Genomic DNA, 12493 nt, shown 5'->3' on the forward strand with positions numbered 1-12493 from the left:
CCGAGGGCGAGGATAAGGGCGCGATGCACAGGACTGGCTCCGGATGAAATGCGACCGCGGCGAGGCGCGGGTGAATGCCGGTAACTTACGGGCGCCCCGCTCCTGCCGCAATGCTTCCGAGCATCGCTGAGACCACTGTTTGGTTACTGACCTGCAACGCGGGAGGCCCGGTTTTCAGGTCTCCTGGATCGCCGACAGCTTCCACGGCTCGCCCGTTCGACGGGCGAAGGTCCAGAGCTCGGTGGTCTCCGTCGGCTTGGCCGGATCGCCCGACAGCACCGCGCCGGAGGTCCGGTCGCGCATCACGTCGATGCTCTGATAGCGCATCGCCGCGGTGGCGTAGTCGACAGGGCCCTCGCTCCACGCCTCGCCGACGTCGGCCTGCTGCAAACGCACGTCGCTGACCTCGTTGCGCCGGCCGTGGGTGGCGTTGTCGCTCAACTCCTCGGCCAGGTAGGACATCACCTCCGGCGTGGTGCGTTCGCGAAGCGCGCCGTAGTCCTCGCGGCCAAAGGCGTCCTGGATCTCCTTCAACAGAGTCTCGAACGCGGCCTGGTCCTGCGGGGTGATCGGGATCTCCCAGGCCGGACCGCTGGTGGGCACATAGGGAGAAGCCGGAGCGGGGCCCGCGCCGAAGCCGCTGCCGCCACCACCACCACCAAACCCGGCTGGCCCGCCGAAGGCCGGCTGTGGCTGTTCCCACGGCATGGACGCCGAGGCGCGCCGGCGCGAGAACCAGCGCACGGCCAGGGACACCACGAAGAACAGGACGGCGAGCTGGATCAGGATGGTCAGCAGACCGCCCCCGCCGCCGCCCCAACCGCCGCCCCAGCCGTGGCCCATCAGGCCGCCGATCAAGCCGCCGGCCAGCAGGCCGCCGAGGAAGCCGCCGCCGATCCCGCCGAGCCCGCCGAATCGGCTGGCCGGGCGAGGGGCGGCGTAGCCGGGCATCCCGGGCTGCGGCGCATAGGCGCCCCCGGGCTGGGCCGCGCCGGGCGCTGTCATCGAGCGCTGCACCGGCGGCACATAGCCGGGCGCGGTCGGCGTCGACTGGGGCTGCGAATAGGTCCGCGCGCCGCGGGACCCGAAACTGCCGCCCCGCCGCGCATCCGCCGGCTCGGCGACCAGCATGCCGAGCGCCAGCGCTATACCGAGCGCTGCGCCGACACTTGACCGAAGGTGGGTCATCAAATTCTCCCTGACCCGCAAAATGTAAGGGGTCGGCAGGGCTGCCGCCAGAGCGGCGATCGCGGACTCCTGCGCGTCAGGGCCGGGCCGCGGCTTCAGTCACCGGCCGTCCCTCGTGGTCGGGATCGATCTGGATCGGCATGTCGACGGTCCGCAGGTTCTGGACCTTGAGGGCCTCGCTGATGGACCGCGGACCGTCGCCGTCGGTGGTGGTGAAGCTGAGGGTGGAGGGCTCGGCGCGGTGCTCGGCCACATTGGCGAAGCCGCCCTGCGGCTTGGCGTTGAAGGCCAGCGCATAGGTCTTCCGCGGCTCGACCGTGCAGAGCAGGACGAAGGTCTTCCCGTCCTCCAGCAGCCTGGGCGTCTTAAGGCAGTGAGGCATCTCGCCGCCCGCCGCGGAGCCGATGTCGAAGCCGGTGTCCAGCATGCGCTGGTCGAAGGTGAGCGTCAGGATCACCACGCCGGCCGGCAGCGCCTGGCCCGCCGCCGGATAGGTGGCGGTGACCTTGGGCGGATCGGTCCTGGCGTAGACGGTCAGCCCCGAGACCTCCTTTGGCGGCTGGGGCGGCAGGCCCGGCGGCGGCGCGGCGAGCGCCGCCCCGCTCCAGAGGCAGGCGATAAGGGCAAGGGCGGGCGCACGCATGGCCTCAATGTTGGCGCCGAAGAGCGACAGGAACATGGCCAAGCTGTTGCAGCATCGAATGACAATCGGGGCCGTGTTGCTCAGGCAGCCACATCGCTCGCCTGCCGCGTCACGGGGGCTCAAATTTCGCCGTCTTCGGATGATTTGCCGCTCGTCCCCGGACGTGACTTTTCCGCGGCGCGCGACCAAGGTGGCAATGGGAGGTTTTGAATGCCGAGACTCGCACCGGCCATGCCGCCCCACAGACTGGACATCGCCATCGGACAGCGGATTCGGGAGCGCCGGCGCGCGTTGGGGATGTCCCAAGTGGCGCTCGCAGAGGCCGTGGGGGTCACGTTCCAGCAGATTCAGAAGTACGAGCGCGGAAGCAACCGCATCAGCTTCTCGCGGCTTGTCGAAGTCGCCGAAGCCCTGAACTGCCAGTTGGGCGTATTGGCGGAGGGCCTCGATGCGTCCGCTCCGGTCGACCAGCTCGAGCACCTCAACGAACTGCTGGCGAAAGGCGGGGCGCTCGAGATGCTCGAGGCCTATGCGGCTCTGCCGACCAAGGGCCTGCGCCGCGCCATCCTGCAGCACGCCAAGGCGCTCGCCAGTGTCGAGCCGCCGGACAAATCGCCGTGACCGCGTTCGACGACGTCGAGCAATTCGTCAAGTCCGCCAATCGCGCGACGCGGATGGGCGACCTGTCCGACCTCCTGTCGAACGCAGTTCAAATGGTTGGCTTCGACCACGTCGCCCTGGTCCACCACGTAAACCTGTCGGCGCCTGGCGCCGCGGAACAGGCGCTGCAGTTCATCAACTACCCTGACGCATGGCGCGCCCTGATGCGCGCCCGGGGCTACCTGGGGGACGATCCCGTGCTCGCCGCGGTCCAGAGGTCGGCCGCCGCATTCCTTTGGTCGGAGCTTCCCGGCATCATCGCGTTGAATCCCCGGCAGATGGAGATCCTGGACGCGGCCTCGGCGTGCGGGCTGGGGGAAGGGTTCACGGTCCCCGTCAACGTGCCCGGTGAGTTCCTGGGGTCCTGCTCTTTCGCCATGCGGGCGGGGCGCGCGGTGCGGCGAAAGAATCTGCCCGCCGCCCAATACATCGGGTGCTTCGCCTTCGAGGCGGCGCGGCGCATTCGCCTTTCGAACGGCGCGAAGCGCGAGTTGCGTCCCACCCTCACCGGGCGGCAATTCGACTGCCTCGTGCTGGCCGCACAGGGCAAGAGCGACTGGCACATCGCCCAGCTGCTGGGGATTTCGCATGAAACCGTACACCAGCACATCGAGATGGCCAAGCGGCGCTACAATGTCGCCTCCCGCACCCAGCTGGTGGTGCGGGCCTTGTTCGACAGCCAGATCACCTTCGCCGACGTGATCGGACCGGGCGGCCCATCCCCCCATTAGGGGAATAGCCGCATCGGTCCCGCCGTAGCCATCCTGCCTCCAACGGAGGTGGCAAGATGATCCAGCTAATCGAGGCGGCCGATCGAGCGGCGTTCGAAAGCCAGCTCGCAGAGATGTATCGCGAGCGCAAGCGGGTGTTCGTCGACCGGCTGGGCTGGGAGGTCCCGGTCGTCGCCGGCGAGTTCGAGATCGACCAGTTCGACACCGACCGCGCCGTCTACGTCCTGGCCCTGGATCCTAGCGGAGCGCAGCTCGGTTCAGCCCGGCTGCTGCCGTCGACCGGTCCGACGCTCCTGTCGGAGGTCTTCCCGCACCTCTGCGAACGCGGCGTGCCAAGGGGGGGTGATGTCTGGGAGATCACCCGCATGTGCACGCACCCCGGCATCGCCGACGCCAAGCTGGTGCGCCAGAAGCTCATGGTGGGGATGGTCGAGTTCGCGCTCCTGAACGGGATCCGGCGGTTCACGCTGGTCAGCCACATCCCCTATCTGTCGGCCCTCCTGGCCATCGGCTGGGATTGCGAGCCGCTGGGGCTGCCGCAGGAGCACGCCGGCCAGATGGTGGGCGCCCTCGTGGTGAACGTGACTCCGGACACGCTGAGCCTGCTGCGCATGCGCGCGAACCTGCGGGGCCCCGTGCTGCGGTGGGAGGTGCGCGATGCCGCCTGAAGCCGCGATCGCGCCGCTCGGCCGCCCAGCCCGCGACGACACGTCCCCGTCGCAAGCCGACCTGTGGCTGGCCCGCCTCCAGCGGGACGGCTACTGCATCATCCGCGGCCTCGTCGGAAACGATCTCGTCGCGGGCCTGTCCGCCGACCTGGCCGAGCGCTTCGAGCGCACCCCGTTTTGCGAGGGGGTCTTCTATGGCGGACGCACCAAGCGCTTCGGCGGCGTGCTGAAGCGCTCGGGGTTCGCCGAGGCCTTCGTCCGCCACCCCTTGATCCTCGACATCGTGCAGGCCGTGCTTGGTCCCTATTGCGACCGGTTCCAGCTCAACCTCACCCAGGCCCTGGAGATCTACCCGGGCCAGGACGCGCAGCCGCCGCATCGCGATCAGGACATGTGGGGCGGGGCCAAGGGCGAGATGGAATACCTGGTCAACGTCATGTGGCCGCTCGGCCCCTATCGCCGCGATAACGGCGCGACGGTGATCTATCCCCAAAGCCACAACGGCGGCAGCGGAGCGGGCGACCCGATCTTCGCCGAGATGGACGCCGGCGACGTGCTGCTGTTCCTGGGCTCGACGCTGCACGGCGGCGGCGGCAACAGCGCCGAGCGGCCGCGAACCGGCATGATCGTCAGCTACAGCCTGGGCTGGCTTAAGCCTTACGAGAACCAGTGGCTGGTCTATCCCCCGGAGGTCGCCCGCACCTTCTCGCCGGAGCTGGCCCGCCTGGTGGGCTACCAGCAGCACCGCCCCAACCTGGGGAACTACGAAGGCCGCTGTCCCTCCGTCCTCCTGACCGGCGAGCCGGTGGATTTCCTGGGCGCGGTCGACGAACTTCTGCCCCGCCAGGCGGAGGCGCTGCAGGCCAAGCGCGCCGCCGCCGCAGGAGCGCAGGTCGGGGCTCCCCCTGCGGGCGTGCGCTGATGCCGCCGGCCAACCCGCCGCGCGCGCCGGATCTGGTGGAGGACGCCCTCGGACGGCTGCGCGAGGCGATCGCCATCCTGGACGCCATCGAGGAGGGGGGCATGCTGGGCGAGCTTCCCGCGAAGGCCACAGCGCGCCGGAACCACCAGCGCGCGGTATCCCTTCTGGCGATCCTCAGGCGGGAACTGGCTGGGTTGGCCCGCGACTTGGCGGCCGCCGGCCAGGTCCAGGATGCGATCGCTCGCGCTGCGGTCCGCGATCGCTCGTGAGGGCGGCGGCCCCCTCGCGCCGCCGCCAACCTCTGCTAAGACTTCCCCGCCACACCTCGGGGAGCTTCACCATATGCGTCGCCGCACCTTCCTTGCCGCCGTGCCGGCTGCAGCCCTGTCCGGGCGCGCCTTCGCCACCAGCCGACAGGAAAACCCGAACCGCGACCGGCCGGACGTGCACGGCGGGGATCGGATCGACGGGGCCACCTGGGCCTCGCGCAGCCCAGCCTGGGGGCTGCACGGGGCCGCGGCGACGGCGCATCCGCTGGCGACTCAGGCGGCGATCGAGATCCTGAAGGCCGGCGGCTCGGCGGTGGACGCCGCGGTCTGCGCCAACGCCATCCTGGGCTTCGGCGAGCCGATCTCCTGCGGGGTCGGCGGCGACTGTTTCGTGATGCTGTGGGACCCCAAGGCCCGCAAGGTGGTGGGCCTGAACGGCTCCGGCCGTAGCCCCAAGGGCCTGAGCCTCGCCGAACAGCGCAAGCGGGCCAACGCCAAGGGCGTGATCAACCTGCACGGCGCCGTGTCGGTCAGCGTGCCGGGCGCGGTCGACGCCTGGTGGAGCCTGCACCAGCGCTACGGCAAGCTGCCGTGGAAGGACCTCTTCCAGCCGGCCATCCGCTACGCCGAGGAAGGCGCGCCGATCGTCCAGAACGTCGCCTTCTACGTCGGCTCGTCGCAGCGCATCTTCAACAAGCCGGACGCCGGCATCGAGGAGGTGGCGAACTTCAACGGCCTCTGGGTGAAGGACGGCAAGACGCCGCGCGAGGGCGACATCTTCCGCAATCCGCAACTCGCCCGCACCTACCGGCTGATCGCCGAGGGCGGCGGCCGCGCCTTCTACGAGGGCGAGATCGCCGACGCCATCGAGCGCTACTTCAAGCGGATCGGCGGCTGGATGACCAAGGCCGACCTCGCCGCCCACCATTCGGAATGGGTCGAGCCGCGGACGATCAACTACCGCGGCGTTGACGTCTGGGGCCTGCCGCCCAACAGCCAGGGGCTGGTGACCCTGCAGATCCTGAACATGATGGAGCAGTTCGACTTCAAGCAAATGGGCTTCCAGTCGGCGGCGGCGATCCACCATTCGGTGGAGGCCAAGCGGCTGGCGTTCGAGGACCGCGCGCGGTTCTACGCCGACCCCGCCTACTACAAGCAACCCACCGACTGGCTGCTCTCCAAGGACTACGCCCGCGAGCGCGCCAAGCTGATCCGCCCCGACAAGATCCTCGAAACCGTCTTCCCCGGCAACGCGCCCAGCCACGGCGACACCACCTACTTCACCGTCGCCGACAAGGACGGGATGATGATCTCGCAGATCCAGTCCAACTATTCGGGCATGGGCTCGGGCTTGATGCCCGACGGCCTGGGCTTCATGTTCCAGAACCGCGGCCAGCTGTTCTCGCTCGCCGACGGCCACCCCAACGTCTATGCGCCGGGCAAGCGGCCGTTCCAGACGATCATCCCGGGATTTGCGACCAAGGGCGGCGAGCCGCTGCTCTCCTTCGGGGTGATGGGCGGGGACATGCAGCCGCAGGGCCAGGCGCAGGTGATCTCCAACCTCATCGACTTCGAGCTCGGCCTGCAGGAGGCCGGCGACGCCCCGCGCTGGCACCACGACGGCGGCCGCGAGCCGACCGGCGAAGACCTCGGGCCCATCGGCAAGCTGAACCTGGAGACCGGCGTGCCGCAGGCTGCGCAGAAGGCCCTGGCGGCGCTCGGCTGGCCGCTGGAGCCCTCTCCCGGCGGCTACGGCGGCTACGAAGCCATCCAGCGCTGGCCCGGCCGCTACGCTGCGGCGACCGAGATGCGCAAGGACGGGGTGGCGCTGGCGTATTGATGGGACCGACTTTCTTCCCAACGCCCGCGGAGTGGCGGGGCTGGCTGGAGGCGAACCACGCCACGGCCAAGGATATCTCGGTCGGCTTCTGGAAGGTCGGCTCCGGCAGGCCCTCGACCACCTGGCCGCAGAGCGTCGACGAGGCGCTGGCGTTCGGCTGGATTGACGGGGTGCGCCATCGCATCGATGACGACGCCTACCGCATCCGCTTCACACCCCGAAAGGCCAGCGGCATCTGGAGCCAGGTCAACGTTAAGCGCTTCGCCGAACTCGACGCCGAGGGCCGCATCGCACCGGCGTCTATTCCTACGAACGGGCCGCCAGCGAGCTGGCGCGTGACGAGCTGAAGCAATTCCAGACGAACGCAGCGGCGTGGACCTTCTTCCAGGCGCAGCCGCCCGGCTACCGCAAGCTGACCGTCCACCGCATCCTGGCCGCCAAGGGCGCCGCCACCCGCGCCAAACGGCTGGCGCTCTTGATTGACGCCTCGGCGCAGGCGCGCAGACTGGCCACCGCCACGCAAATGGAGGCCCCCGGAGGCGCGTCATGACCCAGGACGAGATGGACGTCATCGTCATGGCCTTCCCCATGGCCGAGAAGGGGATCAGCTACGGCCGTCCCTCCTACAAGGTGAACGGCAAGTTCTTCACCCGCCTGCGCCGCGAGGACGGCAGCGTGGTGCTGATGGACGTCAGTTTCGACGAGCGGGAGATGCTGATGGAGGCCGAGCCCAGGACCTTCCACTTCACCGCCCACTACAAGGACTACCCCTGCGTCCTCGCCCGCATCGACAGCCTGCATCCCGGCTCGTTCAGGAACTTCCTCGAACGCCGCTGGCGCAAGATCGCGCCGAAGAAGCTGGTGAAGGAGTACGAGGCGAAGGCGGGGGCCTAACCCAAAAATCCGCTCATCCCGGCGAAGGCCGGGACCCAGGGGATTGCGCACTGCCAAGACGAGCGGTTCGGAGAGCGTGGCAGTGTCGTCAAGGGTTCTGGAGGGTCATCCCGCGTTCCAGATCGCTGGGGCGCGTGGGCACCTTTCTACGTCTGGATCAATGGCCAGTTCCCACTTGGACGGCCACCCTTCCCGACCCGCACGGTCGCTCTCACCGAGCAGAAGCAGGAAGGCTCCTACGGACGAGCCGGCCGCCCATCTTGGAGTTGCAAACGCATCTTCATGGTCGAAGAAATAGACCGCGGGGACATCGTCACCTGCTGAAAGGTCCAGGCCGTAGAGGCTCCCGCATCCGTCCGAGAAGATCGGAACCGCCTGCGACGACAGGAGATGTGTGGTCTCAACCGCGACATGGCGCCATCCAACTCTGTCATTCCAGACTGGCGCGATTGCGTCGAACTCACCCACGCGTGAAATGCGTTCGCGGTAGAGGGCTTCGAGGTCCGCAGGCAGCTTCTGGCCAAGCTGCTGACTAACATGTCGAATAATCCGTTCGGAGTTGTCAGCACGATGGCGACGCAACAATCCCTTTTCCTCCAGTTCACGTGCTGCTGCGGCGGCCTCGATGTGCACTGGAGACATCCTATTTGGGCGTAGGGCCTGGCCGCGAAAGGCCAGCACGTAGGAGGTAGGGCTCTACCATTCGGTCGATCCGCAGCTTGGCCGCCATTATCTCGGCTTGGCTTGGAATCCTACCCTTTAGCGCCGCCCTAAATGCGGTCCATTCGTTACTTGCGATCTGATGAGCTTCGTCGGGCAGCCCCCAGAGATTGGCCAGCCTGTTTGGATCAGCAGCGGGCTCCAAGTGTGCATATTCAAGGGGCTTGCTGTGATGCACTTTCGCGCCGATTTCCGACGCGGATATTCCGCTCGCCTGCGCGAACCGATCTCTCGCTTGTCGCCTCAGCGCGGCTTTTGCGGCGTCCGACAGACCGCGCGCCGCCTGTTCTACCGCAGACCTACCCTGCCACGCCTCTCGCTCAAGGAAGTTGAGTGGCGTCTTGAGGCCGCTCTCGACGGCACGAACGGCAGGCGCAACCCCCGAAAGAGCGATGCGGGAGCCGCCGCCCGCCGCGATCAGCCCGTCCATCCAACCGGCGGGTTGAAGCCAGGGGGCTATCTGGGCGTATTGCGCGGTGATCCCTAGGCCCGCCTTCGCGGCCTGATGATCATAGTACCCGACGACGTGTCCCTCGGGGCTCGTCAGGGGCACGGGACCGCCGAACAGCGACGAGAAGAACGTGGGGAGGGGCAGCGTCGCCGGCGTTAAATAGGCTGGGCCACCCACGGCTCGATGGGCTGCAATCTGCCGCGCGTCGGCGGGTAAAGGCGACGCGTTCGGCGAACCCGAGAGCTGCCGAGACCTACTGCCGACGGGCGGGATACCTTCTGGAGACCGATAGCTGACGTCCGAGCGTACTGCATCTGTGGGAGGAGCGCCGCCGCCAAAGCTGGTCGCAGTCGGCGGCCTGTCCGTCGCCACCCTGACGCTTCGAAATCTGTTCGGGCCTGGTGGAACCCAAGTGAATCCCGGATCGATGTCCTTGGGCGAGGAAGGCGATGAGATCGCGAGTCCGGGATCGATGTCTTGGCTTGAGGGAACTTCTCGCCCGAACTCCGGATCCGGGTCGTTGCCAGGCGCTCCGTAGAAGAAATCCTGATAGCGACGCGCTGAGGCCTCCTGACGCTCCCGCTCTATATCTGCCGGGGACCTCAGGTACCATTGCGTGAGCGCATCGCCTTCCAGGCTTCCAGGGTCGATCCAGCTCTCAGACACACGCGCGCTCCTCATGTCGATGGGGCTTCCGCCGGGCAGGCGGACGGTCACGGCGGACGAACCGCCGCTTGCTCAATCGTCGGGGTTGCGTGGCCTTGCTGCGGCGCCTTGTCCGCTCAACGGCGGGTGGCGCGAGGCAGTGATCGACGCGGCGCCAGCTTGGCAGAACGCGAATGCGCTGGGCGATGTTACACTTCCCATACCCCCCATAAGCTGTGGTATGGAGGTGCGGCGTGAGCGCGCCCGCACCGGATCACCCTCGCGGGCTGGGGAGCCTGTGGGACATGATCGAGAAGTACGGGATTGAGGTCGCCTACGCATTGGGCTCGCTCGACTTCGCCCGCCGCTATTGGGAAAAGGAAGTAGTCCAAAACGCCTTCTCCTCCAGCGAGGACGCCGACACCACGCAGCGCATTCGGCAGACGGCGGCCAAGGGGGCTTTCCATAATCTTCGGAAGCTTTGCATCCTCACGGATATTGTCGATCTGGAGCCCCAAATCGTTCGGCTAGAACGCCGTCTGGACTGGGATAGCGCAGATGGCATAGCGCGGGATTTCAAGGCCCTTGAAGACCGTCTGAAAGACGAACTGAGGAACGAGTTTTTCTTCCATCTCGACCGTCGCGACGTGTCGCTCTACGGCAAGCCCACTCAGTTCGGCGCAGATGTCGCAGCGAAGTTTCCGACCGCGACCGAGGACATTGAGGGCGCCGGAAACTGCCTAGCCCTTCAACAGTCTACGGCGGCTGTTTTCCACCTCATGAGGGTGATGGAAATAGGCGTGAAGACGCTAGGCAGGCGGCTGAAGGTCAAGATCAACGTCAACACCGAGTCATGGAACGACATCATGAATCACGTTGACGGCGCCATTCGCGGGCTGCCTGCCAAGACCGCGAGCAACAAGCGCCGGAAGGAAGAACTGGCGCTGATATCGGCCACCCTGAACGTAGTGCGGATCGCGTGGCGAAACCCGGTGATGCACCCCAAGAAGACCTACACGCGGGAAGAGGCGCACGCCGTTTTCAATGCGTCTCGGACGTTCATGGCCGACTTGGCGAGGTTGGTTTGACCGGCGCCGTGACCTTCTTGAACGCCTTCTCAAAATCCTTCGGATCTTCCGACGCCTCGACGGCGTGCGCCGTTTCCACGAACCGTTCGTGGCGCTGGGCGTCGGTGAGCTTGGGCTTTGCTCGCGCGTTGCGAGGCATCATGGAAGCCTTTCAGTTGGATGAGCCATCAATCAAGCCCCAAAAGATCACGATGTTGATTGAGGTAATTCCAGGCCCAGGGTTGAATGTTGTAGGCAAAGTTGGTGAAAAAGCTGCTGACATTTGCGGACCGGTAGATGATTTTATCATGCTCAAGTCCGTTAACTACGCCGGATTGGATACTGAGGTTCACGGTTCTTGTCTGGCCTTCAATATACTCCCTGAGGATATTCTTCTCCTCAGTGGTGAGGATATTCAATCGCTTCTTCATGGCACCCAGCCGAAAGTGGTTTTTGCATGTCTGCGCAATCCACCCAATCACCTGAGAGGTAATGATTGCCCCCAGAAGGATCAGGGAGAGACCAAGATAAAGCTTACCTTCCTCCCGGTATTTCAAAAGACCGAAGCGAGAAATGATGGTGGCGGGCGCCAGAAGAACAAATCCCAGCGCAGCGGCCAGCCCGACGAAATACCTAAGTGGCATTTTCATCATGCCTAGCAGCTGCGTCAGACCCTCCACGCCTCAGTCCTCCCATGGCAATTCGAGTTGCGCTTCCGGTTCACGCCGTCCCCAGCGATGCGGCTTCGTGAACCATCGCCGTTTACCAGACGATACGGGCGTCACCGGCCCACCGGCGACCAATTGTTTCGTAGGTAAGGCGCTTGCCACGGACACCCTTGAGCGCGTTTTCGACGCGGGCGCTGTCGTCAATACCTGCTGCAATCCGGTTGGAATACCGGAAGTCGAACTCAGCCAGATAGCGGTGCAGGTGCTTCCGCGAGCAGTGCTGATAGATGCCGCGCATGCCCCGCTTGAAGATGCTGAAGGTGCCCTCGACGGTGTTCGTGTGGACGGTCACGTCGGCCTCGCGGACGTACTCGCCGACCGAGTGATTGACCGCCTCGTGACCCGCCATGACCGCGCCAACGCGGCGATAGATGTTGGACGAGTCGGTGAGCAGACGGGTGTCGGGATCGACATTGGCGACGACTGCGGCGGTCGCGGCGTTGGCGGTCACGTTGTCCAGTACAACGGAGCGCAGGCGACCGGTTCCGCGGTCAACCATGCTCAGCACTGCGTTCATGTTCTTGCCGCCCCGCGCCGAGAAGTTGCCGTCGTGGCCGATGAAGGTTTCGTCCGCTTCCACGTCCCCGCCGCCACCGCCAAGGGTGGTGAGCGCGCCATCGGCCATGGCCTCGCGAATGCGATAGGTGAGGAACCACGCGGTCTTCATGGAGCATTCGAGCATCCGCTGAATTTGGCGGGTGCTGATGCCCTTCTTGCTGGCGCACATCAGGTGGATGACCTGAAGCCACAGATGCAGGGGCAGGTGCGAGCTTTCGAAGATCGCGCCCTGGCGGACGGTGAACTGGCCCTTGCAGGAGTAGCACTTGTGCAGGCCGAGCCGGGTGGTCTTGCCGCCCAGACGCCCCACGCGCTCGCACTCCCCGCAATGCGGGCAGTAGGCGCCATCGGGCCAAAGGCGCGCTTCGACGTATGCGAAAGCGGCGGCTTCGGTCTGGAATTGCGGGGCGTTGAGAACGGACTTGGCCACGGGAAATCTCCTATGGCCTCACCCTATATATTGGGTCAGGTATGTCAAGTGTAACATCGCCATGCGCTGTCAAGAACAA

The 12493-nt window shown here is 66.2% G+C and carries 15 protein-coding genes; 10 read left to right on the forward strand and 5 right to left on the reverse strand.

What is annotated here, in order from left to right; translation table 11 throughout:
• Positions 1–174: 174 nt before the first annotated feature.
• Positions 175–1188, reverse strand: coding sequence for a TIM44-like domain-containing protein (locus tag JWP28_RS18605; protein ID WP_299545282.1), 1014 nt, complete (start codon positions 1186–1188; stop codon positions 175–177).
• A gap of 76 nt (positions 1189–1264) precedes the next feature.
• On the reverse strand, positions 1265–1867 hold the full coding sequence (locus JWP28_RS18610) for a hypothetical protein (protein ID WP_299545284.1): 603 nt from the start codon (positions 1865–1867) through the stop codon (positions 1265–1267).
• A 174-nt stretch (positions 1868–2041) separates the two neighbouring features.
• Between JWP28_RS18610 and JWP28_RS18615 the strand changes: the two genes are divergently transcribed.
• From JWP28_RS18615 to JWP28_RS18650, 9 genes are all read left to right on the forward strand, one after another.
• Positions 2042–2452, forward strand: coding sequence for a helix-turn-helix transcriptional regulator (locus tag JWP28_RS18615; protein ID WP_299545287.1), 411 nt, complete (start codon positions 2042–2044; stop codon positions 2450–2452).
• Positions 2449–3222, forward strand: coding sequence for a LuxR family transcriptional regulator (locus JWP28_RS18620; RefSeq protein ID WP_299545288.1), 774 nt, complete (start codon positions 2449–2451; stop codon positions 3220–3222). The genes JWP28_RS18615 and JWP28_RS18620 overlap by 4 nt, the downstream gene beginning before the upstream one ends.
• A 56-nt stretch (positions 3223–3278) precedes the next feature.
• Positions 3279–3890 (forward strand): acyl-homoserine-lactone synthase, encoded by a 612-nt coding sequence (locus JWP28_RS18625; RefSeq protein ID WP_299545290.1) that lies wholly within the window; start codon positions 3279–3281, stop codon positions 3888–3890.
• A complete protein-coding gene (locus tag JWP28_RS18630) occupies positions 3880–4812 on the forward strand; it encodes a phytanoyl-CoA dioxygenase family protein (protein ID WP_299545292.1) in 933 nt (310 codons plus the stop codon). The genes JWP28_RS18625 and JWP28_RS18630 overlap by 11 nt, the downstream gene beginning before the upstream one ends.
• A complete protein-coding gene (locus JWP28_RS18635; RefSeq protein WP_299545294.1) occupies positions 4812–5081 on the forward strand; it encodes a hypothetical protein in 270 nt (89 codons plus the stop codon). Before JWP28_RS18630 ends, JWP28_RS18635 begins: the two co-directional genes overlap by 1 nt.
• Positions 5082–5154: 73 nt before the next feature.
• Positions 5155–6921, forward strand: coding sequence for a gamma-glutamyltransferase family protein (locus tag JWP28_RS18640; RefSeq protein WP_299545296.1), 1767 nt, complete (start codon positions 5155–5157; stop codon positions 6919–6921).
• Complete coding sequence (locus JWP28_RS18645; RefSeq protein WP_299545298.1) at positions 6921–7268, forward strand: hypothetical protein; 348 nt, start codon at positions 6921–6923, stop codon at positions 7266–7268. The genes JWP28_RS18640 and JWP28_RS18645 overlap by 1 nt, the downstream gene beginning before the upstream one ends.
• Positions 7265–7471, forward strand: a complete 207-nt coding sequence (locus JWP28_RS20685; RefSeq protein WP_366143828.1) for a YdeI/OmpD-associated family protein — start codon at positions 7265–7267, stop codon at positions 7469–7471. The genes JWP28_RS18645 and JWP28_RS20685 overlap by 4 nt, the downstream gene beginning before the upstream one ends.
• Positions 7468–7815, forward strand: a complete 348-nt coding sequence (locus JWP28_RS18650) for an MmcQ/YjbR family DNA-binding protein (RefSeq protein ID WP_299545299.1) — start codon at positions 7468–7470, stop codon at positions 7813–7815. The genes JWP28_RS20685 and JWP28_RS18650 overlap by 4 nt, the downstream gene beginning before the upstream one ends.
• A gap of 105 nt (positions 7816–7920) precedes the next feature.
• Here the strand turns inward: JWP28_RS18650 and JWP28_RS18655 are convergent, their stop codons facing one another.
• On the reverse strand, positions 7921–8448 hold the full coding sequence (locus JWP28_RS18655; protein ID WP_299545301.1) for an SMI1/KNR4 family protein: 528 nt from the start codon (positions 8446–8448) through the stop codon (positions 7921–7923).
• Positions 8449–9936: 1488 nt separating this feature from the next.
• Here JWP28_RS18655 and JWP28_RS18660 point away from each other — a divergent pair.
• Positions 9937–10719, forward strand: a complete 783-nt coding sequence (locus JWP28_RS18660; RefSeq protein WP_299545303.1) for a hypothetical protein — start codon at positions 9937–9939, stop codon at positions 10717–10719.
• A gap of 167 nt (positions 10720–10886) precedes the next feature.
• Here JWP28_RS18660 and JWP28_RS20690 read toward each other — a convergent pair whose 3' ends face one another.
• On the reverse strand, positions 10887–11351 hold the full coding sequence (locus JWP28_RS20690) for a super-infection exclusion protein B (RefSeq protein ID WP_366143829.1): 465 nt from the start codon (positions 11349–11351) through the stop codon (positions 10887–10889).
• 109 nt (positions 11352–11460) lie between these two features.
• Positions 11461–12414, reverse strand: a complete 954-nt coding sequence (locus JWP28_RS18670; RefSeq protein WP_299545306.1) for an IS1595 family transposase — start codon at positions 12412–12414, stop codon at positions 11461–11463.
• Positions 12415–12493: the final 79 nt, after the last annotated feature.

It is taken from the genome of Phenylobacterium sp. (assembly GCF_028290885.1).
GTDB lineage: Bacteria > Pseudomonadota > Alphaproteobacteria > Caulobacterales > Caulobacteraceae > Phenylobacterium.